The organism is Paractinoplanes lichenicola (assembly GCF_016785085.1).
GTDB lineage: Bacteria > Actinomycetota > Actinomycetes > Mycobacteriales > Micromonosporaceae > Actinoplanes > Actinoplanes lichenicola.
Genome location: NZ_JAENHO010000006.1, coordinates 430,895 through 455,890, shown reverse-complemented (window position 1 = coordinate 455,890; position 24,996 = coordinate 430,895). Strand labels below are relative to the sequence as shown.

Genomic DNA, 24,996 nt, shown 5'->3' with positions numbered 1-24,996 from the left:
GGCCGGGATGCTGCGGCCGGGGTTCTCGAAGGTCTCGACCTCCTCGATGGTGATTTCCTCGTCCTGCTCGACCTCGACGGCGACAACGGGCTTCTCGGCCATGACGGTTCCTCTCGTTGATTCCGGTGCGGCCGGTTGAGCCGCTGCCAATAATCAACCATTCGGCGAGCGGCCCGTCATGTCCCCGATTCAAGGGACTGTTGTAGCGGTCGCGGTCAATGCGAGAGTTGCTGCAATCACCAGTTCGATACGGGGAGAGTGCGACATGCAACCGTGGCGGATAACCCGCGTACAGCACACGTGTTTCGTCATGGACGCCGGATCCGGGCGGGTCGCGGTGGACCCCTCGCTCGACTATTTCGGCAATCTGTGGAGCCCGAAAGGACAGAACGATCGGGCGGTCACCACGCTGCGCGGAGTGGACGCGGTTGTCGTCTCCCATTCCCACGTCGACCACTTCCACGTGCCGACGCTGCTGCAGCTCGACCGGGACACGCCGATCGTGCTGCCCGAGGCCGACCTCGACGCGCGTTTTCCGATGTCCGAGGAGTTGAAGGAGCACGGGTTCACCGACATCCGGTTCCTCGGCGCCGACCGGCCCGCCGCGGTGGCCGGCTTCGAGATCAGCGCGGTCGCCGCGTGCGAGTCCATCGAGGGCATCCCGCAGCAGTCACTGCTGTTCGCCGCGGGCGGCCTGCGGGTGCTGCACGGGGCGGACACGCTGGAGGATTTCACCGGCTACGCCCGGCTCGCGGCGCGGGGCCCGGTCGACGTGGCGCTGCTCCCGCTCAACTGCAGCTTCAACTTCCGGGCCCTGCGCAACCAGATGTCGCCGGCCACGTTCCTGCGCAGCGTCGAACTGCTGAGCCCGGTGGTGGCCGTCCCGCTCGGCATCAACGAGGGCACCCGGCGGGCGCAGACCGCGCTCGACGCGCCCTGGTTCCCGCACAGCGAGGCCCTCTACACCGACCGCTTCCTGCTCTCGCACGCGCCGGCCGGCACCAGCGTGGAGCCGCTGGCCGACGGGCAGACGCTGCTGCTCGAACGGGCCGCGGACGGCGCGGTGACCTGGCGCAGCGAGCCCGAGCCGGCCGGGGCCGACCTGTCCGCGGCCGGAGTCGAGATCGCGATGGGCCGGTTCTGGTCGCTCGCCCTCGACGTGCACCGCCGCGACCGGCACTACTTCGGCCTCAACCTGACCCGCAAGTTCCCGCAGTGGCGGGACAGCTGGCTGGAGTGCCGCGACCGGCTGGAGGCGCTGCTGCCCGAATGGGCCGAGCACCTCACCGACGCGCTCGGCCAGGCCTCCCGCCGCTACTCGACGCTGCCGGTGCTGATGCACTTCCCCGACACCGTCGACTTTCTCGAAGGCCGGGGTGACGACGTCGCCGCGCTGGTGATGCAGTCGCTGTACCTGCTCGACGCCGACGTCGCCGAGCACGACTACTTGCAGCGGATCTACGACGTGCTCAGCTATCGGGTCCGCGACGACGCGGAGGCACTCTGGCGCTGCCACTTCGAGTACGCCCGCTGGCTGCAGACGCGGCAGGCCGCCAAACAGCCGAACCGGCCCGCCGAATTCAGCCCCGAGGCCGAACAGGAATGGCTGCGCCGTCAGATCGACGCCGACCTGGACGCGGCCGACTTCGCGCACCCGCGCATCAATCCCATTTTCGGACCGTTCGCGGGAACACCGGAGTTCCTGCGCAAAGGGCCGGCCGACGAGGACACCGTCACCTTTTATCTGATCGACCGTACCGACGAGCGCATTCGTACCTCGGTCAAAATCTTTTCCCGTACGTCGGCTGCACTCGTGCGGGCGATCGACGCGGCCCAGGGGCGCAAGACCATCACCGCGATCTGCACCGAGACGGGGATCGGTCAGGACGAGTTCCGCAAACTCTACGAGAGCATGCTCGCCTTCACGCCCTATCTGATGGACACCCATTGGCTGCCCAGCGAGACGCTCGCCTGGCAACCCCACTTCACCCGCTGAGCTTCATCCGCCGCGAAAGGACACCACGCCATGTTCACCTTCGAGGACGACCCCTCCAGCCTGATCTTCGACCCGACCGTCAGCACACCGCCGAGGTCGCTGTGATGTTCGGCCCCGAGTACTTCGCCGGCGTCGCCCGGCGCGGGCTCGGCCTCGGCGTCAACCCGTCCGACTTCCACGACGCCTACCTGACCGCCGAGCCCGGCCGCGTCGACTTCTTCGAGGTGACCGCGGCCTCGGCCCGCCACCGCGGCCGACTTGCCTACACCGACGTGCAGGAGCGGCGGGGCCGGCCGGAGGGCTTCCACCGGCGCAGCGCGGCCGACCTGGTCGAGCTGGGGCAGAACGTGCTGGTGCACAGCACGGACCTGAACCCGGTCTACCCGGAACCGGTCGCGCCGGCCGACCTGCGCGAGCTCAACACGCTGCTCACCGACAGCGGGTCGCCGTGGGTCACCGAGGACCTCGGCGTCTGGCTGATGAGCGAACGGCACGTCTACCCGTACTTCACGCCGTTCCCGTTCGACGAGACCACCCTGGCCACGACGATCGGCAACGTGCACGCGCTGCACGCCAACCTGCCGGTGCCGTTCAACGCCGAGTTCCCGCCGTGTGAGGTCATCACCGGCCGGATGCACGCCTTCGACTTCTTCGCCGACCTGGTGACCGAGACCGGCGCGGGCATGTGCGTCGACGTCGGGCACGTGCTCAGCTACCAGCTCGCCCGCGGTGCCTCGCCGATGGCCGACCTGCACCGGCTGCCCTGGTCGCACATCACCGAGATCCACGTCGCCGGCGGCGGCCTCGACCTGCACGACTTCGGTCTGCGCTACGACGACGCGCACGGCGACGCCCCGATCATCTCGGTCTGCTTCGACCTGATCGACGCGATCGTCGAGCACGCGCCCAACCTGCGGGCGATCGTGCTCGAAGTGTTCGGCGCGCGCCGGCCTGCCGAGGCGCTGGCCACGCTGGACACCGTGCGCGACCGGCCCAGCGTGGCCGCCTGGCTGGCCGGGCAGCAACGCGTCCCCCGGGCGCGGACGGCCGACCCCGGCCGCAGCCGGTCCCGGATCGTGGCGACCTTCGACGCGCTGCACGGCGGCGCCCCGGTCGACGGCGAACGGCTGGCCGAACTGGGCGAGCCCGTACTGACCGGGTTCGCCGTGGCCGAGCAGGACCGGTGGGAGTTCCACCGCCGCCAACGCCTGCAACTGCACGGCGCCACCGTGGCCGGTTACTTCCCGCTCACCACCAAATGGCTGCTGCACCGCGACGGCCTCACCGAACTCGAACTCTTCGAGCGGATCGTGCCCACACTGACCGGCTCCGACGTCGAGCTGCACGAAAAGGTGCACGCCGCGTTCGCGCTCCAGGTAACCGCCGACGCCAACGACACAACCGGCGCGGAGATCTACCGCATGGAATCGTGGATGAACACCTGCGCCGCGGAGGGCGACAACGATCAGCGCGCCGAATTCACACTCAGCCTGCCCGACCTCCTGTCGGCGACGCGATCGGAGACGTTGGGGACCGGAGACTTCCTCCGCCCGTACGGGGTCAGCTTGCGCCACAAAGGCGAGTGCCGTTTCGCCACCTCGGCCTCGGAGAAGCGGGTGCTCGTCGAGGCGACCGCCCTGGCCGTGGTGGACCTGGGCGATGTGCCCGGCCGAGCCGTCTGCTGCAGCGGCGAATAAACGCTCGGTCTCGTCAGCAGCACGGATGCTCCCCGATCAGCGCGACCACCGAGCCGTGCGAAACCGTGACGGCGGCCAGCAGAAACAGAACCAGCAAACAACCGGCGGCGAGGTTCAGAAGGCGTCTCATGAACTCACCCTGGCAACGTCGTAGATGCCTGGCAATCCCTGCTTTTGCCCCCTATGGGGTCACCCCGACAACCCCTGTATGACGGCGCCCGGCGAGCGGTCGTGCGCCGGGCCCGGGGCGAACTCCATCGGACTGGGCTCGTCCCGGCGGGCCAGGGCGAGGAGGTCATCGAGTTTCATCCGGGCCCCGTCCTTGGCCAGCTGGGCCATCCGACGCTCCGCGTCCGCCCTGACGGTCCGCACCGTGGTGGTGGCCAGCCCCGATCGCGCTCGGCGCCGGCGGAACGGTCGTGGCGGGCTACCAGCCGCCCACGCCGGTCAGGACTCTCTCTACCGGGACTGGTTTGCCCAGGTAGAAGCCCTGGCCGAAGGGGACGCCGCAGGCCACCAGGGCGTCGCGTTGGGCGGCGGTTTCGATGCCTTCGGCAATCACGGTGCAGCCGTGCTGGTCGGCGAACTGGACCAGGGCGCGGATCGCGGCCTGGCGGGCGCCCGAGGTTTCGATGCCGGTGATCGAGCCGAGGCCCAGCTTGAGGAACGCCGGGCGTACGTGTTCGACCAGCGACAGTGTCTCGTAGCCGGCGCCCAGGTCGTCGACAGCCAGCCGTACGCCGCCACCCAGCCGGGCCACCTCGGCCGCCTCGGCGTCGCCGGTTTCGAGGACCAGGGGGCGGCGGGATTCGGCGAGCAGTTGCGCGAGTTCGTGCGGGTGGCGGAGCAGGTCGGCGGTGGCGTTGACCGACAGCCACGTGCCGTTGGGCAGGGACGCCGACGACGTGATCGCGGCCTGGATCAGGGCGGCGTCGAGCGCGATGTGCACGCCGCGCTGGGCGGCCGATGCCAGGGCCTCGCGCGGGTTGCTGCCGTCGGCGAAACGGGTGAGCGCCTCGTAGCCGACCACATGGCCGTTGATCATGTTGTAGATCGGCTGGAAGACCGTGAAGAAGCTGAACTCCTCGAACGCGTGGGCCTGTGAGGAGGACGACGACGCAGATTTCCAGTCGCCGGTCTGGCTGCGCTGCAACCGTACGGTGGTGTGACCGGCATTCGTTCCGGTCTCGTGCCGATAGTGCAGCACCTGGGCCCAATCGCCGGCCCCGGCGGTCGGGATAGGGGCAACAGCGGCCTTCTTCTTCGTACGCCGTTTGCGAACCCGCTTCGGGACGACCGGGCGGACCAGCCAGTTGCGCAGGTGCGTGAGCAGGTCGACCACCGTGTTGCCCAAACCGACGAACGCGATCATCGCGTACAGGGAAAGGGTCAGGTTGAGCACCGCGAACACCATGTTGTTCCACAGCTGGTGCTCGATGTCGACCCAGATCGTGTAGACACACAGGGCGATCAGCGCGAGCGGCAGGATCAGATAGCTGGTGGCCGCGGTCGTGCGATTACGGACCTTCGGCGTACGTTTGAAGGCGCTCTTCTCGCCGGTGAGCAACTGGAGCAGCGAGGCGATGCTGCCCGACAGGTTGACCGGCAGCAAAATCAGGTTGAAGCCGTAGATGCGCAGCATGTCCGAGCGCTTGTAGCCGAGCTGCTTCAGGTCGGCCGCCATCATGAAGAAGTACGGCACCGAAATGAGCAGCAGGATCGGGTTGAGCAGCTCGTTGTTGAACGGGTAGGCCAGCATCACGACCAGGCACACGGAGCTCCAGAAGATGGAGGCCATGTAGTTGACGCGCAGGAAGTACTCGCCGAAGCGGTTCTTGTCCTCGCGTTTCGACTTCGCCCGGAACTGGTCCTTCAGGCGCGACAGGATCAGCAACCCGCCGTTGGCCCAGCGCTGCCGCTGAATGCAGAGCGAACCGAAGTCGGGCGGCGTGGCGCTGTAGGCCAGGCGCTCCGGATAATTGTGCAGGAGCCACCCCCGTACGCCGAGGTCGATCGTCGATTCGGTGTCCTCGATGACCGTACGGTCCTGGATGTATCGCTTGATCTCCCAGTCACCCTCGTACGAGGTCTCGCAGATCTCGTCCAGGGCCTTCTTGCGCAGCACGGCGTTAGCGCCGACCCAGAACGTGGCGCCGTAATGCGTCATGCCCTGGTGCACGATGTATTGGATGTCGGTGGTGGCGCCCGAAATGCGCTCGATCCGCGTGGCCGAACCCGGATAGGCCGAGTACGGCGTCTGCGCGACCGCGTGATGCGCGAATGCGCCCTGTTCGAGCAGGTGCACGAGTCGAAGCGCGTATTCGGGCAGCAGCACACTGTCCGCGTCGAGCGTGAGCACGTAATCCGGGTTCGGCACGACCAGGTCCGCGCGGTTCGGGCCGGCCGTCACCAGCGCGGTCCCCAGCGGCGTGCTGACCTCCTGATACGCGCCGCCCATGAGCCCGATGTAGCTGTTCAGGTTCATCGCCTTGTTGGGCTCGTGCGACAGCGACACGTATTTCTTGCGCTCGAAGCTGGTCACCTGCACGTCGAAGATGGCCAGCAGCCGCTTGTAGAACTGGTTCATGCGCGCGATCGGCAGCGCGACCTGCTCGTCGGCGCCCTTGTTGAGCGCGCCCGCGATCTGGCCGAGTTCGGCCGCGAGCGGATTGACGATGTGCTCGACGAAGAACGTGTCGGTGTGGTCGACGATCTCCTGCCGGGCGCCCAGGTCGTACAGCCAATCGGAGGCGTACCGGTATTCGTCGGCGAGCCGGCGCATGTCCTCGATCATGACCAGGTAGCCGCCGCGAACACGCACCTGCTCGTCGAAATAGGCGAAAGCGTTCGACACTCGATAGAACGGGACCTTCAGCTCACCCTCGATCTGGCCGGGCAGGGCGCGGGCGGCGAGCAGCATGTCCCGTGCGGCCCGGGTTTTAGGTGCGCGCGGGTCGTCGATCAGCAGCGTCACCCGCAGGCCGGGATATTCCTGCAAGGCCGCCGACAACAACGTCGTACGGTTGGTCCGCTCGTCCTCCTGATAGGACGGCACGAGCACCGTCACCGACGGCATCTTCCCGCCGATGAACTCGTCGAGCATGATGCGCGGCGCCCGCTGGTGACCACGCGCGCGATAGAAATAGCCGATTCGCGTAATGAGGTACGCGATGGCCGAAGCGGCCAGTCCGGTGACGACCAACATGTACACGATCGCCTCGATCGCGAGCCGCACCGAATAGGCGTGGCCGGCAATGAACTGCTGAATGATCGTGTATGTGATGTAGCATGCCCAGACCGTGATTGTCACCACGATCGCCAGCCGGCCTCGAGTGATCCTGCCTTCGGAGACAGGGGGCGGAACGATCGGATGAGGGTCCGTCCGCCGGTCGGCCCCCCATTGGCGCTGGGCGTCCCGTTTTCCCTGGTCCGCCGATGTGCGTGGCATGCGTGTCTGGGCCTTTCGGTGCGATTTGCGGCGACACCGCGCGGCGATGTCGGCGGAATTGTGGGCCCCCGATCCCGTTTTGCAGCTCCCGATTCCGGTCGAAAGAACCGTCCCTCGCGCCCCACTGGTCTCGTCCTTTCACCCGATCGTGAAAGCGGCCCCCGTACGCCAGCGTGTGGCGACTCGAAAAATCGAAAGGGCTTTCATGGACCGCGCCACACCCGTAGCCGTGCGGCCCGATTACGATCCGCTCGCGGACCCCCTGGCCGACCCGAACTGGCAGGAGCCTGAGCAGCCGCGCAGCAAGCTGTCGTGGACGCGGCTCGGCCTGCTGGTGATCGTTCTGGGGCTGGTCGGCGCCGGCGGCACGCTCGGAGTGATCCACCTCCAGAACACCGCGGGCCCGACCGCGAAGTCGTGGGCCGTGCCGTACGTCGACGTCACGCTGACCCCGACGTTCCAGTTCCAGGATCCGACGGCGAACCCGGCCAACGACGTCGCGCTGGGCTTCGTGGTCGCCGACCCCAAGAACGCGTGCAGCCCGAGCTGGGGTGGCGCGTACACGCTGGACGGGGCGGGCAACCTGCTCGAGCTCGACCGCCGCATCGCGCAGCTGCGCCAGGCCGGCGGCGACATCACGCTCAGCCTCGGCGGGCTGCACAACTCCGAGCTGGCCGTCGCGTGCACGGACGAGGAGCGGCTCACCGCGGCGTACCGGGAATTGGTGGAAAGGTACGACGTCAAGACGCTCGACCTCGACATCGAGGGGACGGCCGTCGCCGACCAGGCCTCCTTGCAGCGCCGGGTCGCCGCGCTGGCCACCGTGCAGAAGGAGCGCGAGGGCGCCGGCAAGCCGCTCGCCGTGTGGCTGACGCTGCCCGTCGCGCCGAGCGGGCTGACCGAGGACGGTGTCGGTGTCGTCCGCGGCATGCTCGAAGGCGACGTCGAACTGCGCGGCGTCAACGTCATGACGATGGACTTCAACACCGGCGAGACACGGCCGAACATGCTCGACCTGAGCATCAGCGCGCTCAACGGCACGCACAAGCAGCTGTCCGACACGTACCTGCGCCTGGGTCGGAAGCTCACGTCGCCGCAGGTGTGGTCGCGGATCGGGGCCACCCCGATGATCGGCCAGAACGACATCGACGCCGAGCGCTTCACCCTCGACGACGCCGCGGGCCTGGCCCGTTTCGCCGTCGACAACGGCCTCGGCCGCGTCTCGATGTGGTCGATCAACCGTGACGCCCCCTGCCGCGGCACGTTCGCCAACGTCGTCGTCCACTCGAACACCTGCAGCGGCGTCGACCAGGACGCGCTGGCCTTCTCCAAGGTCTTCGCGGGCCTGCCCGGCAAGGCCGCGGGCAGCGACAACTACGACTCCGTGGAGATCCCCAACCGGGCCACGACGGTCGACAACCCCAAGACCAGCCCGTACCCGATCTGGCGGATGACGGCCATGTACGCGGGCGGCTACAAGGTGGTCTGGAAGGGCGTCGTCTACGAGGCCAAGTGGGCCAACTCGGGCCAGGACCCGGCGGCCGCCCCACCCGCGGGCACCCAGAGCGCGTGGTCGGTGATCGGCCCGGTGAGCCCGGTCGAGAAGGCGCCCAGACCCATCCCGGTGGTGACCGGAGTGACCGACGCGTGGACGGCCGGCACTATTTACCGCCGAGGCGATCGGGTGCTGTTCGGCGGCCTCCCGTACGAGGCCAAATGGACCACAAAGGACGACTCCCCGTCGACCGAGTTCCCCGTCGACGCCGACGATCCGTGGAAGCCGCTCTTCAACATCCCGGGTGAACCCAAAACCAACTAAGAGGGCTCTCCGGCCGCGTAGGCGGCGAGGACCTCGTCTTCGCGGCTCATGATGTCGGCGGGTGCAATTGGACGTGATCGTCGACCACGGTCACCACGGCTCGGCCGGTCGGGAACAGGGGCAGGGCCTCCTCGGGGAGTTGGAGGCGGCCCAGGCTGTCGATGGTGACTGTTCTGTCCTGGCCGGTTTCGTGTTCACCGGAAAGGACGCCGTGGCGCAGGCGGAGCACCGTGTCCGAGGCGGCGATGGCGCGGGCGTCATGCGTGGCGATCACTACCGCGCTTCCGGCGGCGGCCCGGGCACGCAGAAGACGCAGAACCAGCGCCGCGGATTCGTCGTCCAGTTCGGCTGTGGGTTCGTCGGCGATCAGGAGGGCGGGTGGGCCCACGCCGGCGGCGGCCACGGCCAGGCGTTGTTGTTCGCCGCCGGACATCGTGGCGGGGTGGGCGGTGGCTCGGGACGTCAGGGAGACCTCGGCCAGGGCGGCCTCCACGTCGACTTTGACCCGGCGCAGCTGGGCGATCTGTGAGATCTGGCCGCGCGCGTCAAGCTGGGGAAACAGGCTGTGGGTGGGGCGCTGGGCGACCCAGCCGATCTCGCGACGACGCAGTTTTTGCAGGTCACGGCGGGACAGCGAGGAGACCAGGCGGCCGCGATGGCGCAGTTCGCCGCCGGCGGGGCGTTCGCGCAGGGCCAGCACGGCCAGCAGCGTGGACTTGCCGCTGCCGGACGGGCCGGTGATGGCGCTGACCCGGCCGGCGACCACCGAGACGTCGACGCCGCGCAGGGCCTGGGTCGGGCCGGTGCGGGCGGCGTACAGCTGAAGGAGCTCGCGACCCACGAGCAGGTCAGTTGTCACGGTAGGCCTCCTCCTCCAGACCAGGCGAACGCGCCGCGGTAATCAAGACTGCCAGCACCGTGGCCACTGCCGCAGCCCCGGCGGTGACGGCGATGCCGGGAACGGAGAGCTGGAACGAGAAAGCGGGCAGCAAACCGGGCTGATCGTCGAGCAGCCGGCCGCCCAGCGGGATCAGCAGGGCCACGCCGGCCACCGCGAAAGCGAAGGACAGCACGGCCAGCAGCACGAATTCGAGGGAGCGGGCGCGGCGGACCCGGGCGCGGCCCAGGCCGATCCGGGACAGCATGAGGTCGGACGGTCGGCGCAGCACCGCGGTGCGCTGGGCGTAGACACACAGCGTCAGGATCGCCAGCAACGCCAGGTAACCGGCGATGGCGAGCTGATAGCCGCGGGCCCGGCTCGTGGCGACGTACGCGCCGTCCTCGCGCAGCTGGGCCGCGGTGTCGATGCGTTCCGGCTGCACCCCCTTGGGCTCGGTGACGGCCAGCACGCCCGGCTCACCGGCCGAGCTCCACAGATACGTCTGGATCACGAACATGGGCGAGCCCAGCTCGGTGCGCGGCACCAGCCGGGGATCGTCGACGCCGAGCAGGGCGAACATCGGGTCGGCGGCCACGACGTACATCGGGCGACCGCGCATGCCGGGGAAGGCGTCGACACGCTCCGCAATCATCAGGTTTTCGGCGTTGTAACCCAGAGACACCCGTACGAGGGGCACGTCCACGGTCGAGGGGTCCGCCACGACGATCGCGCGGGGCATCCCGTCCACGTCCGTGGGGTGGGCGGCCAGCGCGGTCACGGCGTCGCGGGCGGCCGCCAGATCGGGGCCGGTGCCCCACAACGCGACGTCCTTGAACCGCGCGGGATCGATGACCAGCAGGTCACGCTGGCCGTCGTCGAGCGGCGTCGACACGTCCACATGCCACACCGTCGTGCTGTCCGGGGGTAAAGGCGGCACCCGTACGCCGGGAACAAGTCCCTTGGGCGGCGCCTGGTTCGGAACCTCGGGCGGCGCGGACGGCGCCTGATCGTCAAGCTCCCACGAGCCGTTGATCTTCGCGACCGCCTCGGCCCCGGCGGCCACGGCGATCCGGTTGTCGGCCGACGACCCCGTGGAGTGAAGAGCGGACAGTGCGAAGAGCAACATGCCCAGCCCGGCGGTCACCACGAGCACGGCCAGCCGCCGCTCGGTGCCACCCGAACCGAGCCTCCGCCGGGCCAGCCACACGACCACCCGGGTGGGCGCCGCCGGGATCTTGCCGCCGCCTCGCAGCAGGGCGGGCAGCCAGCCGGCGAGCACCCCGGCCGCCACCAGCACCAGCAACGGCACGAGCAGATCCACCCCGCGTACGCCGTCGGCCTGCGACAACCCCGCGGCGGCGACCAGCGCCACGATGATCAGAACCGGACCCCACGGGATCGAGCGCTTCGCCGTCGCGGGCGGGGCGGGCCGTACCCGCCGGGCCGCCGCGGCCGCACCGACCACCGCGACCAGCAGCAGGCCGATGCCGGTCGCGCCGGCCGCGTTCACCGCCGCCGGTTCCCACGACTCCGCGATGGTGCCCGGCGGACCCAGCCGCTCGACCAGTTGCCACGCGGCGAGCCAGCCAAGCCCGGCCCCGACCGCCGCCGGCAGCAGATTTTCGAGCAGCCACAGGCCACCCACGGTGATCGGGGACATGCCGACGGCCGCGGTGTGGCGCAGTTCCCGCTCGCGCCGGCGGGCCGACAACAACGCCACGGCCAGCACCGACGCCAGCCCGACGCCGGTCGCCGCCCACTCCACGGGCCGGGTGCGCTGCCGCACCGTCTCGGTCGTGGCCTGCGCGGTCGCGACGATCCGCCCGATGCCGCTGGCGAAGTTGAGCGCCAGCGGGTCGTCACCCTCGGCCGGCCGCACGGTCGCGTAGTACCGCCGCTTGTAGTCGATCTCGGCGGCCGTCCGCCGGGCCTCGCTGAGGGTGACGCCCGGCTTCAGCGCGGCCTCGACCGCCCACAAGATCTGATCGTCAACGGTCTTGGCCAGGCGCTCGACCGTCGCGACGTTGCCGACCAGCAGGTACGCCGGGAGGGTGCGATATTCGGTGTCGCCGGGGGTGTCGCCGCCCCGCAGCGCCCACTTCGTGCTGCCCCGAGGGTCGGCCGGCAGCCGCCCGCCGCGATCGACCGCGTAGACGCCGCTGACCTTGGCCGTGGCCCTCTTCGGTATGCCGCGATTGCCCGTGACCACCGCGAGGACGATCTCGCCGCCCGGCCGCACGCCCAGCTCCTCGGCCACCGGCTCGGCCAGCCACACACCGTCATCGCCAACGGCCTTACCGACCGCGACCAGCTCCTCGGCCGGACTACCGACCGCGAACAGCCGCCCCCGCTCGGTCTTGCCACCCGCGCTGACCGTCGACCCCCAGAACTTCGGCTTGGCCAGCTCGGCCCCGATCGACCCGCCGGTCAGGTCGGGCTCGGTCAGCCCGGCCACCCCGCGCAGATCGTCGATGACCTTCTGCTGATCGAGACTGTCCGGCCCGACATTCGCCGACAACCGCACGACGGCCGCGTCGTTCTGCCGCGCGGTCACCGGAACCTGCTCGCGCCGCACCTCGAAGGCCGCGTTGTCGGACGCCTCGGCAAACATCGGCCCGGCCGCCGCGGCCGCCGCCAGCACCAGGAACGCGCACAACGTGAGCACCGTCCAGGCCCGCTGCCGCAACCCACCCACCAGCGCCGCAACGGCAAGCCGACCACCGAGCGCCATGGGCCTCCTTAGGCCATCAACCACCAGAGGCCGATTGCCGATGAAGCTATCTCACTGGGCGCGCTCCCACGACCCCGCGGCACCGAGGGCACCGCGGGACAGGCTCACGGCGTACGGGGAAAAGTGGGGTTGGGGTGTTCCGCTGTATTCGCCGTTCGGGTCGGAGTTCCACTACGACTTCACCGTGACGATCGACGCTGCGAAGGCGCCGGCATCACGGGCCGGACGAGCTGCCCGCGGCCGGGGTCGAATGGATGCTGAACGAGGACGAGCGGCCGGGAATGAGCTGGGGACTGAGCAGGCCGGCGGGGCGTACGGGATCCGTTCGGTCGGGTTTCAGGTGACCGAGCCGGCTGCTGAGGGGACTGCGATGCGCAGTGCTTCGACCAGGCCGCGGTAGAGGTCGTCGGAAGCCAGGAGGGAGTCGTGGGTGCCTACGGCCCGGACGCGGCCGCGGTCGAGGACGATGATGCGGTCGGCGTCGATCACCGTGGAGAGGCGGTGGGCGATCGTCACGACGGCGCCGGTAGCGGCACGGTCCCGAACGGAGGTTTGGACCGCGGCCTCGGTCAGGGCGTCCATCTGGGCCGTCGCCTCGTCGAGGAGCAGGATCGCCGGGGTGCGGATCAGGGCGCGGGCCAGGGCTATCCGCTGGCGTTCGCCGCCCGAGAGCTCGGCGCCGGAGATCGGGGTGTCGACGCCCTGCGGCAGGCCGGCGACCTTGTCGGCCAGGTTGACCCGGGTCAGCACCGACTCCAGTTCCTCGTCCGTCGCCGACGGGTGGCTGAACAGGATGTTCTCGCGGATGGTGCCCGGCACGACCGGGGCCTCCTGTTCCACGTACGCCAGTTCTGCGCGGATCTCGCTGTGCGTGAGCGCGCTGTAGGGCCGGCCGTGCAGGTAGATCTCGCCCGAGTCGGGGTCGAGGAAGCGCAGCAGCAGCGAGAACAGCGACGTCTTGCCGGCCCCGGACGGTCCGACGATCGCCGTGTGGCCGCGCGCGGGGATCGACAGGGTGACGTCGTCGAGGGCCGCCGGACCGTCCACGGTGTACGACAGAGTGACCCGCTCGGCGGACAAGACGGGCGCGTCGGCGACCCGTGAACCGGGCGTCGGGGTGGAGGTCTCCGAGGTCATCGCGTAGACCTCGCTGATCCGGCGGGCGGCGGCGATGCCGGACTGCAGGGCGGTCACGTTGTTGGTCAGCTCGCCGATCGGGCCCATCAGCTGAAACGCGTACAGCAGGAAAGCGATCAGGCTGCTGACCTCGAGCAGGCCGGCGTCGGCCCGCCACGCGCCCACGCCGAGCACCGCGATGATGGCCAGGGAGACGCCGCTCCACGAGACCGTCCACACCCAGGCCGCCCGGCGCGCCGCCCGTATGTTGAAGGCCGCGGCCCGGCGTGCGTCCGACTCGATGCGGTCACCCTGGCGCTGCTCGGCCCGGCTGGCCTTGACCGTGCGCATCGCTCGCAGCGTGCCTTCGAGTTCGCCGCCCAGGTCGCCGACCGCGTCCTGCGCCGCCTTCTGCGACTTGCTGATCGTGGGCAGCAGCAGGGCCATGACCGCGCCCACGATCGCGACCGCGGCCAGCGTGCACAGCAGCAGCACGAGGTCGAGCGTGCCCATCAGCACCAAGGTCGCGACGAAGGCCAGCGACGCGTTGATCAGGCCGACGATGCTCGACGAGGCCTGGTGCAGCAGGCCGGGGTCGGCCGTGACCCGGGTGACCAGCTCGCCGGTGGGGCGGCCGGTCAGCTCGGCCAGCCGGGCCCGGAAGTAGCGCTGGATCACCGAGAGCCGTGCGTCGAGGACGACCTGCTCGGCCAGCGTGCCCATCAGGATCCACTGCCAGAGCCCGATCACCGAGCCGATCACGACCAGCACCAGCAGCAGCGTGATCGGGCCGGTCAGCGCGTTGCCGGTGCCGAGCGTGTCGATGATCCGTTTGGTGGCGAGCGGGGCGGCCAGGTTGGCGGCGTTGGCGATCAGGCCGAGGACCAGCCCGAGGGCCAGCACCCGGAGGTGCGGGCGGAGGAGGCGCAGCAGAATCTGCATGATTCGTAGTGGAACACATGTGTTCCATTGCGGGCAATGCCAATTCCCGTACAGTATGGCCGTGACCTCCGGCATCAAGAACCGCACGCGGCAGGCGATCATCGATGCCGCGATCGACCTGCTGGCCGACAACCCGGCCTGCTCGCTCGGCGACATCGCGTCGGCGGCCCAGGTCGGGCGCACGACGCTGCATCGATATTTCGCCGAGCGGGCCGATCTGCTGTCCGCGGTCGCCGTCGAGGGCGGGCAGCGTCTCGTGCGGGCGGCGCGGCTGGCGGAGCTCGAGCGCGGCACCGGCGGCGAGGCGTTGCTGCGGCTCTGCCGGGAGTATTTCGACCTCGGCCCGCTGCTCTCCCTGATCTTCAGCGAGCAGGGCGGCGAATGCTGGGAGGCCCAGGACGAGACGTCGCTCCACACGGTGATCGAGCGCGGCCGCCGGGACGGCTCGATCGACCCCGTGCTGCCGGCCGACTGGGTGCTCAGCCTGCTTTGGTCCCAGCTCTACGCGGCGTGGTCCTACCTGGGCGAGCGGCCCGGCTCGTCCCGCCACCACGTGCTCGACCTGCTCACCCGCACCCTCACCAACGCCCTCCGCCCAGAGCCCAAGCCCGATCCCGTACGGGGTAAGGCAAGCGCGACGCCATGAGCCGCAGACCAGCCCGAGCCCGTACGGGGTGAGGCCGCGCGCTGAAGGGCGGTCAGTCGCCGAGATTGATGGTGAAGAGGGTGCCTTCGCCGAGGGTGCTTTCGACCTCGATCGTGAAGTTGTGGGCGTCGGCCAGTTTGCGGGCTATGGCCAGGCCCAGGCCGCGGCCGCCGGTGGCTCGGCTGCGGGATTCGTCGGCTCGCCAGAAGCGGTCGAAGATGCGCGGCAGGTCCTCGGGCGCGATGCCGGTGCCGGTGTCGCGGACGGTGATCGCGGACCGGGTCGCGCCGACCGTGACCGTGCCGCCCGCGGGGGTGTGGCGGATCGCGTTGGAGACCAGGTTGCCGACGAGCTGGCGCAGGCGTACGGGATCGGCAGTGACGACCGGGTCGCCGTCGACCTCGATCGTCAGGTGCACGCCGCTGGCCGCGCCGCGGTGGCTGTCGACGACCTGGGTCAGCACGTCGCGCAGATAGCTCGGCTCGGGGTGGATGCGCAGCGTGCCCGCGTCGGCGGCGGACAAATCGCTGAGGTCGTCGATGATGTGCTGCAGCAGCACCGCCTCCTCGTGCAGCAACGTGAGCAACTGCGCGTCAGTGGGGGCCAGGTCGTCCTGCGCGGCCTCGAGCCAGCTGCGGATGTTCGTGAGAGGCGTGCGCAGCTCGTGCGCGACATCGCTTACCATCGCGCGGCGCTGCTCCTCGGCCCGGTCGCGGCGTTCGGTGCTGTCGTTGAGCGCGCGGGCCAGCCGGCCGATCTCGTCCTTGGTCGACACCGTGGCGGGCACGTGCCGGTCGGCCGAGTCGGTGAGCGCGCGCAGCGGCCGCACCAGGCGCCGGCCGACGAGCACCGTGACGACGATCGTGGCCAGCAGGACCGCGCCGGTCACGGCCACGATCCGTACGGTGTTCTCCTCCGACAGCGTGAACGGGTCAGGGTCCTCGCGCGGGTCGGTCACGAAGAGCAGGGCGGGCGGGGCCACGTACGGCTGAAGAACTGCCCGCCGGGCCTTCTCGACGCATCCGTCGATGCGGGCGGCCTGCTGCGGCACGAGAAACGCCTCGGCGGACGCCGTCATCCCGGGCACGGGGCGGAGGTAGTCCTCGTCCCGCAGCGCCTTGGTCACGTACGTGGTGAAATCCGGCCGGATGCCCAGCTGATAATTGCGCTCGTCGAGCTTGACGCAGCGCGAGACGACCTGGCCCAGCGAGCGCAGCGCCGTGAACTCGCTCCTCGTGATGGTGTTCTCGAGCTCGGAGCACCCGGTGTCGAAGGCTCCGGGGGAACGCACCGTGATCACCGGCCGGCCGTTCGCGCCCTGCCCCATCGTGCCGTCCAAGCCGCTCTTGCGCAGGCACTGCATGTCGCCGTCGGCCACTTTGCGGAGCAGCGCCCGATCCTCGGCCGACGTCACCCGGAACGGCCCGATCACGCGCCGGTCGATGCGGCTGCTGCCCCCGGTCAGGCTCAGGTCCAGGTTGAGCGGGTCGACGACGGCCGACGGGCGGGCCGTGTGCAGCGACGGACCCGGACCGGAGTCGACGATCACCGCCCGGTCGTCGGTCATCAGCGTGATCCGGCGGCCCAGCTTCTGCGCCCGCTCCTGGATCAGCTTCGGTGCACCCGTCCAGTCGGCGTGCGTGGCCGCGTATTCGACGAGCATGTCGTACACGCCTTTGTCGTCGGCGAGCGCGCGACCCTGTTCCTGACTGATCGCCCGGGTGGCCGTGCGGACGGCGAGCCACGCGGTCGAGGCGATGCCCGCGATCGCGATCAGCACCGACGTGACCAGCAGCCGGGTGACCAGGCTGTGCCGCAGCGGGACGCGGCCGCGGCTCACGGTGTGCCCGGGGTCAGCTTGTAGCCGACGCCGTGGACGGTCAGCAGGTGCACGGGCCGGCGCGAATCGAGCTCGATCTTGCGGCGCAGGTTCATCACGTGCACGTCGATCGTGCGCTCGGTCGAGCTGCGGTCGATGCCGCGCGTGTGGTGCAGCAGCTGGGCGCGCGTGAAGACCCGGTCGGGCTGCTCGGACATCGCGGCCAGGATCGCGAACTCGCCGCGCGTGCACTCGATCGGCTCGCCGTCGACGCTGATGAGATGCCGATGCGGATCGATGGTGATTCGCCCGATTTGTCGGCTCGCAACTCCGGTGGGGTGGGCGACGGGGGCCCGGCGGAGCAGCGTGCGCACCCGGGCCATCAGCTCCCGGGGGCTGTACGGCTTGGTCAGGTAGTCGTCGGCGCCCAGCTCGAGCCCGAGCAGCAGGTCGTCCTCGGTCGTCCGCGCCGTGAGCATCAGGACGAGAACGTCCGATTCCTGCCGCAGCGTCCGGCAGACCTGCAGCCCGTCCATCCCGGGCATCATCACGTCGAGGACGAGCAGGTCGGGGCGCAGGCGGCGGGCGCTGTCGAGGGCCGCCCGGCCGTCGTGCACGACCACGGCCTCGTGCCCCTCCGCGGTCAGGTAGCGGCGCACCACCTCGGCCTGCCGGGGATCGTCGTCCGCCACCAGCACCTGAGCACACATGGCGGCGATGATAGATCCGCTTCGCACGTCCGTTAGCCGGTTTCCGCGATACCTGACGGTTTCCTAACGAACCCCGGCCACGCTCGTTCGCCATGTGGAAACGATGGCTGATCACGTGTCTCGTGCTGGCCGGCCTGGCCGCCGGCTCGACGTACGTGGTGACCCGGCACCAGGCCGGGCGGGAACCGGTGGCCCGCGAGACGGTGGCGGTCGAGACGGCCAAGCTCGAGCGGCGGACGTTGTCCACGGTCACGTCCCTGCCCGGCGCGCTCGGGTTCGGCCCGGCGCGGCCGCTGGCCGGGCACGCCGAGGCCGTCGTGACCTGGCTGCCGGCCCCGGGCGCGACGATCCGGCGCGGCGACCAGCTGTTCCGCGCGAACGACAAGCCGGTGGCGCTCTTCTACGGCAGCCTGCCGCTCTTCCGGCCGATCGCGACGCCCGCCATGAAGGGCCGCGACGTGCGCATCATCGTGGACAACCTGCGCGCGCTCGGCTATCGCACCGGCTCGCAGCGCAGCCGCGAGGAGGGCGAGCTCACCCCGGATCTGGTCGGCGCGATCAAACGCTGGCAGAAGGATCAGGAGGTGCCGGTGACCGGGACGATCGCGGTGGGCGACATCGAGGTGCAGTCCGGGGCCGTACGGGTCGAGTCGATCGCCGTGCAGCCCGGCTCGCCGGCGAACGCGCCGCTGATGACCGTGACGTCGACCCGCAAGGTGATCACCGTGGCCGCCGAGCCGGGCGACGCCGCGGCCATCCGGCGGGGTGGCCGCATCACCGTGAGCCTGCCCGACGACCGTACGGTGAAGGCTCGGGTCCTCGCGGTGGGCCGGGAGGTCGCGTCGGCCGACGAGGGCGCGGCGAGTGGTCCGCCGAAGCTGACCGTCACCGTCGCCGTGGACGACCCCGCGAGCGTGGCCAAGTTCGACACGGCCGAGGTCGAGGTCAACTTCCCCGGGCGTACGCGCAAGGACGTTCTGACCGCGCCGATCGAGGCGCTCGTGGCGTTGAGCGAGGGTGGTTACGCCGTACAGGGGCCGGAGGGTTTGATCGCCGTCAAGACCGGCATGTTCGCCGACGGCTGGGTCGAGATCACCGGCGACGGCCTCGACGAGGGCGCCGACGTGGTGGTCGCGTCATGAGCGTGCTGTCCGTGCGCGACGCGAGCATGGTTTATCCCGGCGGCGTGACCGCGCTGGCCGGCGTCACCCTCGACATCGAGGCCGGTGAGCTGGTGGCGGTGGTCGGGCCCTCCGGCTCGGGCAAGTCGACGCTGCTCAACATCATCGGCACGCTCGACCGGCCCACCTCCGGCACCGTGGCCATCGCCGGGCAGGACGTGGCCACCCTGCGCGATAGGCAACTGTCCCGCCTGCGGGCGCGCGAGATCGGCTTCGTCTTTCAGCAGTTCCACCTCACCGACGGGCTGAGCGCGGTCGACAACGTGACAACCGGGCTCCTGTACGCCGGGACGCCGCGCCGCAAACGCCGGGACCTGGCCCTGCAGGCGCTGTCGCGGGTCGGCCTCGGGCATCGCGCGAGTCACCGCCCGCAGCAGCTCTCGGGTGGTGAACGGCAGCGGGTCGCGATCGCCCGCGCGCTCGTCAACGAGCCGTCGCTGGTGCTCGCCGACGAGCCGACCGGCGCCCTGGACAGCGCGAACGGGCAGGCCGTGCTGGGTCTGCTGCGCCGGCTCAACGACGAGGGCACCACCATCGTGGTGATCACCCACGACCGGGACATCGCGGCGTCGATGCCCCGCCGGATCGAGATCCGCGACGGCCGGGTGGTGTCGTCATGAGCCCGCTCGACGTGCTCGACCTGGGTTTCCTGGGGCTGCGAACCAGACCCGCGCGGGCGGCGCTGTCGGCGCTGGGCATCGCGATCGGCATCGCCACGATGATCGTGGTGACCGGCATCCCGGCGTCGAGCCAGGCCGCGCTGCTCGCCGAGCTGAGCGCGCTCGGCACGAACACCTTGCAGGCCACGGCCGTCCCCGACCAGGAGCCGCCGACGACCATTCCGGAGTCGGCGGTCGAGATGGTGCGCCGGATAGGCCCGGTCACCGCGGTCAGCGCCGTGGCCAACACCCATGCCCTCGTACGGCGTAACGACCGGATCTCGCAGGACAACGGCTCGGGGCTGACCGTGCTGGCCAGCCGGCTCGACCTGCTGCCCACGATCAACGCCCGGATGCAGTCGGGCCGATGGCTGACCGAGGCCACCGCCCGCTTCCCGGCCGTGGTGCTCGGCTCGATCGCGGCGGCCCGGCTCGGCATCGTGGCGCCCGGCCCGCAGGTCGTCATCGCCGACACCCGGTTCACCGTGGTCGGGATCCTCGCCACCACGCCGCTCTCGCCCGACATCGACCGCTCGGTGCTGGTCGGCTGGGAGGCGGCCCGCGATGCCCTCGACTTCGACGGGCACCCGACCGTCCTCTATGTGCAGTCGCAGGAGGCCCAGCTCGAGGAGGTGCGCGGCGTGCTGGCCGAGACGATCTATCCCGAGCGGCCGGGCCGGGTGGCCGTGACCCGGCCCTCCGACGCGCTCGCGGCCAAGCGGGCCACCGAGAGCAGCTTCTCGGTGCTGTTTCTGGCGCTGGCCGCGGTCGCCCTGGTCGTCGGGGGGATCGGGGTGGCCAACACGATGGTCGTGGCCGTGCTGGAACGCCGCTCCGAGATCGGCCTGCGGCGGGCGCTGGGGGCCACCCGCGGCCAGATCCGCCTGCAGTTCCTCACCGAATCGGTCGTGCTGGCCACGATCGGCGGCGTCGCGGGGGCGGGGCTGGGGCTGGCCGCCACGATCGGCTACGCCTCGTGGCAGCAGTGGCCCCTGGTCGTACCGACGGAAGCGGCGCTGGCCGGGGCCGGGGGAGCCGTCGTGATCGGCGTGCTCGCCGGGTTGTATCCCAGCGTGCGCGCGGCCCGGCTCACCCCGACCCAGGCCTTGGCCACTGTTTAGTTCTTGGCGGCGACCTCGCGCTCGCACTCGGGCGCGAGGTCCATGCCCATGGTGATCGAGCGGCGGTCGTTCTGGTCGCCGCCCAGCGCGTAGCTCAGCCCGTCCTCGGCGACCTCGACGTATTTGACGCCCTTGTTCTTCAGGCACTTCACCACCGCGACGGCGAAGTCGCGGGCCTCCGGGTTGGCCGGATCCTTCTCCCACGGCGGCAGCGGATAGAACTGCGCCTCGCAGACCCGGAACGCCTCGTCCATCGCCTCGGACGCCGGACCGGCCGCCGGTTTCGCGCCGCCGCCGGCATCGGAGGCCGCCTTGCGCTTGAGGTCGTCCGGGGCGTAGCCGCGCTCCTTCAGGCACTTGTTGTACGGCCCCAGCAGCGCCTCGAACTCCTCGGGCGTCGTGTCGAGCCGCTCCCGCGGACGTTGCGCGGCCTTCGACGACGCCTGTGCCTTCTGCGGCGTGGTGCTGGTCAACGTGGCCACCTTCGCCTCGCCGCCCGCCTGCTCGTCCTCCTTCGCCCCGCACGCCGACACCGCCGTCAGCGCGATCGCCGCGACCACCAGCGCGTGACTTCTGCGCATGAACCAGCCCTCCTGTCCGTTGCCCCGGCGCGGTGTTGCTCCGTTGCGAACGGCCAGCCTTCCGGCCGGAAGTCAGGAAGCTGTGAGGTTCGCCCAGCCGGTCAGTTGTGGGTGACCGTGAGGGCGTAGAACTTCACCTTGGCCCCGTTGGTGGTGCTCTCCGAGGATGACTGGTTGTACGAGCCGGCCTTGAAGTACTGCTTGTACGGGTTGAACGACGACGGGATCGTGTAGTTGGTCTTGCTCCCGTTGACGGTCAGGCTGGCCTTGTTGCCCGAGACGTTGATGACGTAGGTCCAGCGCTGGCCGAGCGGCACGTTGCCCAGCTTGTGCAGCGTCTGGCCGTCGGTGGGGCTGCGCTGCTGGCCGAGATAGATGTCGCCGTTCGCGCGGTAGTAGAGCTCGAGCAGCGGCTTGGTCGACGTGCCGCCGGTGCCCAGCTTGACCTGGCCGACCGCCACGTTCTTGGTCACCGAGACGATCCGCAGGTCGGCGCTGAGCGTGTGGTTGCCGGCGAGCGACCAGTCGGCGGCCGAGCCGTTGGCGTTCATCTCGCGCAGCTCCGAGCGCGCGTATTTGGAGTTCGGCGTCGTCACACCCTTCTCCGGCGCCCAGAAGGTCATCGAGCCGTCGTTCTTGTCGGTCCAGAAGTAGGCCGGGTTGGAATAGCCGTTGGCGCCCTTGAGCCGGGCCGGCGAGATCGTCTCGGGGCTGCCGGGCGAGCCGATGGGCAGCTGCAGCGACCAGACGGAGAGGTTGAAGTTGCCGCCGGGGGCGACGGCGGGGTTGAGGGCAGCGGCGTGAGCGGTGGTCACGCCGAGCAGGCCGAGGCCGCCGACAACCACTGTGGACAGTGCGGCAGCGAGCAGGGTGCGCTTCTTCATGGGGGACACCTCGTTTGCCTCAGGGGGATTGGCAAGACGGTTAACAATAAAGACCCCTGTCGATCGGTTGTCAATGGATGTGCTGGTCAGATTTTTAAAGAGCCTTGATTAAAGACGACCGGAAGCTCTGACCGCGCTCCTCGCCGAGGCCGAAGTAGTGGCGGAAGTTGTAGATCAGCGGGTTCCAGGCCGCCGGGTCGACGTGGTCGGTGCCGGGCACGACGATCCGGGGGTCGGCGTGCACCGCGAGCACATGGGCCTCGACGAGCAAGAAGTCGCCGCTGGCATCGGTCCGGATGTCGGCCGCGCGGGCCTCCAGCTGCAGCGGGCACTCGGCGACCCGGGGCGGTCGAACCCGCGCGGAGGCCTGCGGCGTCAGACCGGCGGCGGCGAACTTGGCCGGCTCGTGCCGGAACTGATCGCGCTTGTCCGCCGGAACCGGGTGCCGGCCGGTCAACGGGGCCAGGCGTTCGACGGCCTGCCACTGCGAGGCCGCGGGCAGATTGATCACCATCTCGGGCCGGCGGGCGAGGTTGTGCCCGCTCTGACCGTCCCGGCCGAGGCCGAGCACGACGACGTCACCGAGCGCCCACGCGGAGGACATCGGGGCGAGGTTCGCGCTGCCGTCCTCGTTCTCGGTGCTCAGCAGCACCACCGGAGTGCCGAAGTAGAGGATCTTCGGAGCGATCGTCACGTGCGTGAAAGGCCTGGTCGTCATGGTCAGGACCGTAGGGCCGGCGCCCTTCGGCGGCGGCCGAAAGAAGCCTACGATCTCGGGCTATGCCGACCGACCGGTTCAGCGAGACCGTCCACCTGGCCGCCCCGCCCGCGACCCTCTACGCCCACCTGCTCGACCCGAACAGCTACATCGGCCTGTCCCCGCTGATCGTGGCCGTCCGCGACATCCGGCACACCGCCGGCGCGACCAGCTATGTGGCCGTCGAGCGCTTCAAGCTGGGCCCGCTGCACTGGGACAACCGCATCCGGGTCACGCTGACCGGCGAGATCCCCGACGTACGCCTGGTCAGCCACGTGATCAGCCCCGGCGCGGTCCGCTTGACGGCCACCGTCGACCTGGCCCCCACCGCCGGCGGCACCTCGCTCACCGAGTCAGTCGAGGTCAGTTCCCCTGCCCTGCTGCGCGGTTTCGTCGTCAAGCAGGCCAGTTCCGTTCAAAAGGCCCGCCTCGCCGAATTGGCCCGCCACTTCAATCAGTAAGCGACCCGCTCTCTCACTCGGTGAGCGACCCGCCGACCAGGCGATGCTCGGAGCGGCTCCAGTCCGGCGCGTCGTCGGGCAGCCCGTCCGGCCCGGCCTCCTCGCGCGACCAGTAGCCGGCCGCGTGGTTGCTCGACGCCAGCACCACCCGCGGCACCCCGCAGTCGACCGCCGCCCGCAGCACATTCTCGGTGCCCCGTACGTTCACCGACAGCACCTCGTCGAACGACCCGCGACCGGCGATCGCTCCCAGATGCACGATCGCCTCGACGCCTTCACTGGCTGCCCGGACCGCGTCCGCATCGGTGACGTCGACCGGCGTGAGCCGCCACGGCAGCGCCAGCCGGTCCCGCAGCATGCGCCCGATCCGTCCCGACGCGCCAGTCATGAGAATCTCCGCCATGCCCGGGTGATACCCCGCTAGCGAAGCGTGACCCAGGCCCCCGAGACCGCGGATTGCTCCATCGCGTCCAGCGCCTCGGCCGCCCGGATGGCGTCGGTCAGAGTTGCCCCGTACGGCTTCCCGTCGGCCACCGACCGCAGGAAGCGCGCCGCCTCGATCACCTTGAGGTCGTCGTAACCCATCGGAATTCCGGCCCCCGGCTGGAACGCCCCGAAGTCGCCGTCGAGTGGGCCGACGAAGAGCGTGCGCACGGGTTCGTCCTGATAAGACGGCCCGGTGCCGACCCCCAGCTCGCCCATCCGGCGAAAATCCCAGAAGAGCGCGCCCCGGGTGCCGTGGATCTCGAAGCCGTAGCTGTTCTGCTCGCCCACCGCGACCCGGCTGCAGTCGAGCGTCACCCGCGCCCCCGAGGTCATCCGCAGCAGGCTGCCGAACCAGTCGTCGTTCTCGACCGGCCCCGGCTCGCCGCTGCCCCGTTCGTGCCCGGCCGTGGCGGCGGTCGGGCGCGGCCTTTCCGGAATGAAGATCGCGGTGTCGGCCACCAGCGAGCCGATCTCGCCGAGCAGGTAGCGCACCAGGTCGACGCCGTGCGCCCCGAGGTCGCCGAGCACCCCGTTGCCGCCCCGGGCCCGCTCGAAACGCCAGCTCAGGGCGCCGTCGGGGTGGGCCGCGTAGTCGCTCAGAAACTTGAACCGGGCGTGCGTGACCGTCCCGATCTCGCCGTTCGCGATCAGCTCGCGCGCCTTCTTGACGGCCGGCGCGTTCCGATAGTTGAAGCCGACGGCGACCTGCCCGTCCCCCACGATCGCCCGCGCGTCGTCGGCGGTCAGCCCGACCGGCTTCTCGATCCAGATGTGCTGCCCGGCCGCGGCGAACGCGCTGCCCATCTCGCGGTGCAGAAAGTTGGGGGCGGTGATGCTGACGGCCTGCACCCGCGGATCGCCGACGAGCCCCCGCCAATCCACCGCCGACTCCGCGAACCCGTACCGCTGGGCGGCCTGCTCGGCCCGCCCCGGCACATCGTCAGCCACAGCCACCAGCCGTACGGGTCCCACGCCCGAAAAATGGTGGGGAACCCGCGCATAGGCCTGCGCGTGCACCCGCCCCATCCAACCGAACCCGACAACCGCGACGCCGATGTCCAT

Annotated in this window: 21 protein-coding genes; 9 read left to right on the top strand and 12 right to left on the bottom strand. The window is 70.2% G+C overall.

The genetic code is table 11. The annotated features are described in order from the left end of the window. The first annotated feature begins 178 nt into the window (after positions 1-178). Together JKJ07_RS23240 and JKJ07_RS23235 are read left to right on the top strand one after the other, a co-directional pair. Positions 179-1,996 carry an MBL fold metallo-hydrolase gene (locus JKJ07_RS23240; RefSeq protein WP_307834361.1) on the top strand — a complete coding sequence of 606 codons (1,818 nt, stop codon included), beginning with the start codon at positions 179-181 and terminating at the stop codon, positions 1,994-1,996. Positions 1,997-2,100: 104 nt separating this feature from the next. After that, positions 2,101-3,693 carry a multinuclear nonheme iron-dependent oxidase gene (locus JKJ07_RS23235; RefSeq protein ID WP_202993800.1) on the top strand — a complete coding sequence of 531 codons (1,593 nt, stop codon included), beginning with the start codon at positions 2,101-2,103 and terminating at the stop codon, positions 3,691-3,693. Positions 3,694-3,882: 189 nt separating this feature from the next. Here JKJ07_RS23235 and JKJ07_RS23230 read toward each other — a convergent pair whose 3' ends face one another. Beyond that, a complete protein-coding gene (locus JKJ07_RS23230; protein ID WP_202993799.1) occupies positions 3,883-4,032 on the bottom strand; it encodes a hypothetical protein in 150 nt (49 codons plus the stop codon). An 88-nt stretch (positions 4,033-4,120) separates the two neighbouring features. Then, a complete protein-coding gene (locus tag JKJ07_RS23225) occupies positions 4,121-7,141 on the bottom strand; it encodes an EAL domain-containing protein (RefSeq protein ID WP_202993798.1) in 3,021 nt (1,006 codons plus the stop codon). Positions 7,142-7,346: 205 nt separating this feature from the next. On the opposite strand from JKJ07_RS23225, the gene JKJ07_RS23220 reads away from it, so the two are divergent. Then, on the top strand, positions 7,347-8,960 hold the full coding sequence (locus JKJ07_RS23220) for a chitinase (RefSeq protein WP_236029683.1): 1,614 nt from the start codon (positions 7,347-7,349) through the stop codon (positions 8,958-8,960). 46 nt (positions 8,961-9,006) lie between these two features. On the opposite strand, the gene JKJ07_RS23215 is transcribed toward JKJ07_RS23220, so the two are convergent. Then, positions 9,007-9,819: an ABC transporter ATP-binding protein gene (locus tag JKJ07_RS23215; protein ID WP_202993797.1), complete on the bottom strand. Its 813-nt coding sequence runs from the start codon at positions 9,817-9,819 to the stop codon at positions 9,007-9,009. After that, on the bottom strand, positions 9,809-12,571 hold the full coding sequence (locus tag JKJ07_RS23210) for an FtsX-like permease family protein (protein ID WP_202993796.1): 2,763 nt from the start codon (positions 12,569-12,571) through the stop codon (positions 9,809-9,811). The genes JKJ07_RS23215 and JKJ07_RS23210 overlap by 11 nt, the downstream gene beginning before the upstream one ends. On the opposite strand from JKJ07_RS23210, the gene JKJ07_RS52445 reads away from it, so the two are divergent. Then, positions 12,570-12,971, top strand: a complete 402-nt coding sequence (locus JKJ07_RS52445; protein WP_438871435.1) for a DUF899 family protein — start codon at positions 12,570-12,572, stop codon at positions 12,969-12,971. The two genes, JKJ07_RS23210 and JKJ07_RS52445, sit on opposite strands and share 2 nt — an antisense overlap. Here JKJ07_RS52445 and JKJ07_RS23200 read toward each other — a convergent pair. Beyond that, the gene (locus JKJ07_RS23200; protein ID WP_202993794.1) at positions 12,908-14,629 is read right to left on the bottom strand and encodes an ABC transporter ATP-binding protein; all 1,722 of its coding nucleotides are present in this window, start codon (positions 14,627-14,629) and stop codon (positions 12,908-12,910) included. The two genes, JKJ07_RS52445 and JKJ07_RS23200, sit on opposite strands and share 64 nt — an antisense overlap. A 61-nt stretch (positions 14,630-14,690) precedes the next feature. On the opposite strand from JKJ07_RS23200, the gene JKJ07_RS23195 reads away from it, so the two are divergent. Further along, on the top strand, positions 14,691-15,275 hold the full coding sequence (locus JKJ07_RS23195; RefSeq protein ID WP_307834359.1) for a TetR/AcrR family transcriptional regulator: 585 nt from the start codon (positions 14,691-14,693) through the stop codon (positions 15,273-15,275). Positions 15,276-15,327: 52 nt separating this feature from the next. Here JKJ07_RS23195 and JKJ07_RS23190 read toward each other — a convergent pair whose 3' ends face one another. Together JKJ07_RS23190 and JKJ07_RS23185 are read right to left on the bottom strand one after the other, a co-directional pair. Continuing rightward, entirely contained in the window at positions 15,328-17,115 is a 1,788-nt protein-coding gene (locus JKJ07_RS23190; RefSeq protein ID WP_202993792.1) for a sensor histidine kinase, read from the bottom strand. Further along, on the bottom strand, positions 17,112-17,804 hold the full coding sequence (locus tag JKJ07_RS23185) for a response regulator transcription factor (protein WP_202993791.1): 693 nt from the start codon (positions 17,802-17,804) through the stop codon (positions 17,112-17,114). The genes JKJ07_RS23190 and JKJ07_RS23185 overlap by 4 nt, the downstream gene beginning before the upstream one ends. Before the next feature lie 92 nt (positions 17,805-17,896). Between JKJ07_RS23185 and JKJ07_RS23180 the strand changes: the two genes are divergently transcribed. From JKJ07_RS23180 to JKJ07_RS23170, 3 genes are read left to right on the top strand one after another with little or no spacing between them, the layout of a single operon-like run. Beyond that, positions 17,897-18,946, top strand: coding sequence for a peptidoglycan-binding protein (locus JKJ07_RS23180; RefSeq protein WP_202993790.1), 1,050 nt, complete (start codon positions 17,897-17,899; stop codon positions 18,944-18,946). Then, complete coding sequence (locus tag JKJ07_RS23175) at positions 18,943-19,605, top strand: ABC transporter ATP-binding protein (protein ID WP_202993789.1); 663 nt, start codon at positions 18,943-18,945, stop codon at positions 19,603-19,605. The genes JKJ07_RS23180 and JKJ07_RS23175 overlap by 4 nt, the downstream gene beginning before the upstream one ends. After that, the gene (locus tag JKJ07_RS23170; protein WP_202993788.1) at positions 19,602-20,765 is read left to right on the top strand and encodes an ABC transporter permease; all 1,164 of its coding nucleotides are present in this window, start codon (positions 19,602-19,604) and stop codon (positions 20,763-20,765) included. Before JKJ07_RS23175 ends, JKJ07_RS23170 begins: the two co-directional genes overlap by 4 nt. Here the strand turns inward: JKJ07_RS23170 and JKJ07_RS23165 are convergent. The 3 genes from JKJ07_RS23165 to JKJ07_RS23155 all read right to left on the bottom strand — a co-directional run bounded on the left by JKJ07_RS23165 (position 20,762) and on the right by JKJ07_RS23155 (position 22,948). After that, a complete protein-coding gene (locus JKJ07_RS23165) occupies positions 20,762-21,346 on the bottom strand; it encodes a hypothetical protein (protein WP_202993787.1) in 585 nt (194 codons plus the stop codon). The genes JKJ07_RS23170 and JKJ07_RS23165 overlap by 4 nt on opposite strands. 101 nt (positions 21,347-21,447) lie before the next feature. Then, positions 21,448-22,230 carry a polysaccharide lyase family 7 protein gene (locus tag JKJ07_RS23160; protein ID WP_202993786.1) on the bottom strand — a complete coding sequence of 261 codons (783 nt, stop codon included), beginning with the start codon at positions 22,228-22,230 and terminating at the stop codon, positions 21,448-21,450. A 94-nt stretch (positions 22,231-22,324) separates the two neighbouring features. After that, positions 22,325-22,948, bottom strand: a complete 624-nt coding sequence (locus JKJ07_RS23155) for a flavin reductase family protein (RefSeq protein WP_202993785.1) — start codon at positions 22,946-22,948, stop codon at positions 22,325-22,327. A gap of 62 nt (positions 22,949-23,010) precedes the next feature. Here JKJ07_RS23155 and JKJ07_RS23150 point away from each other — a divergent pair, with 62 nt between their 5' ends. Next, positions 23,011-23,448 (top strand): SRPBCC family protein, encoded by a 438-nt coding sequence (locus JKJ07_RS23150; protein ID WP_202993784.1) that lies wholly within the window; start codon positions 23,011-23,013, stop codon positions 23,446-23,448. Positions 23,449-23,461: 13 nt separating this feature from the next. On the opposite strand, the gene JKJ07_RS23145 is transcribed toward JKJ07_RS23150, so the two are convergent. After that, positions 23,462-23,851, bottom strand: a complete 390-nt coding sequence (locus JKJ07_RS23145; protein WP_202993783.1) for an NAD-dependent epimerase/dehydratase family protein — start codon at positions 23,849-23,851, stop codon at positions 23,462-23,464. Between the two features lie 17 nt (positions 23,852-23,868). Then, positions 23,869-24,996, bottom strand: coding sequence for a Gfo/Idh/MocA family protein (locus JKJ07_RS23140; protein WP_202993782.1), 1,128 nt, complete (start codon positions 24,994-24,996; stop codon positions 23,869-23,871).

Coding starts and splice junctions, on each gene's coding strand:
- JKJ07_RS23240 (WP_307834361.1), top strand. CDS start 179: ATGTCCCCGATTCAAGGGACTGTTGTAGCGGTCGCGGTCAATGCGAGA.
- JKJ07_RS23235 (WP_202993800.1), top strand. CDS start 2,101: ATGTTCGGCCCCGAGTACTTCGCCGGCGTCGCCCGGCGCGGGCTCGGC.
- JKJ07_RS23230 (WP_202993799.1), bottom strand. CDS start 4,032: ATGGCCCAGCTGGCCAAGGACGGGGCCCGGATGAAACTCGATGACCTC.
- JKJ07_RS23225 (WP_202993798.1), bottom strand. CDS start 7,141: ATGCCACGCACATCGGCGGACCAGGGAAAACGGGACGCCCAGCGCCAA.
- JKJ07_RS23220 (WP_236029683.1), top strand. CDS start 7,347: ATGGACCGCGCCACACCCGTAGCCGTGCGGCCCGATTACGATCCGCTC.
- JKJ07_RS52445 (WP_438871435.1), top strand. CDS start 12,570: ATGGGCCTCCTTAGGCCATCAACCACCAGAGGCCGATTGCCGATGAAG.
- JKJ07_RS23210 (WP_202993796.1), bottom strand. CDS start 12,571: ATGGCGCTCGGTGGTCGGCTTGCCGTTGCGGCGCTGGTGGGTGGGTTG.
- JKJ07_RS23200 (WP_202993794.1), bottom strand. CDS start 14,629: ATGCAGATTCTGCTGCGCCTCCTCCGCCCGCACCTCCGGGTGCTGGCC.
- JKJ07_RS23185 (WP_202993791.1), bottom strand. CDS start 17,804: ATGTGTGCTCAGGTGCTGGTGGCGGACGACGATCCCCGGCAGGCCGAG.
- JKJ07_RS23180 (WP_202993790.1), top strand. CDS start 17,897: ATGTGGAAACGATGGCTGATCACGTGTCTCGTGCTGGCCGGCCTGGCC.
- JKJ07_RS23175 (WP_202993789.1), top strand. CDS start 18,943: ATGAGCGTGCTGTCCGTGCGCGACGCGAGCATGGTTTATCCCGGCGGC.
- JKJ07_RS23170 (WP_202993788.1), top strand. CDS start 19,602: ATGAGCCCGCTCGACGTGCTCGACCTGGGTTTCCTGGGGCTGCGAACC.
- JKJ07_RS23165 (WP_202993787.1), bottom strand. CDS start 21,346: ATGCGCAGAAGTCACGCGCTGGTGGTCGCGGCGATCGCGCTGACGGCG.
- JKJ07_RS23160 (WP_202993786.1), bottom strand. CDS start 22,230: ATGAAGAAGCGCACCCTGCTCGCTGCCGCACTGTCCACAGTGGTTGTC.
- JKJ07_RS23155 (WP_202993785.1), bottom strand. CDS start 22,948: ATGACGACCAGGCCTTTCACGCACGTGACGATCGCTCCGAAGATCCTC.
- JKJ07_RS23150 (WP_202993784.1), top strand. CDS start 23,011: ATGCCGACCGACCGGTTCAGCGAGACCGTCCACCTGGCCGCCCCGCCC.
- JKJ07_RS23145 (WP_202993783.1), bottom strand. CDS start 23,851: ATGGCGGAGATTCTCATGACTGGCGCGTCGGGACGGATCGGGCGCATG.
- JKJ07_RS23140 (WP_202993782.1), bottom strand. CDS start 24,996: ATGGACATCGGCGTCGCGGTTGTCGGGTTCGGTTGGATGGGGCGGGTG.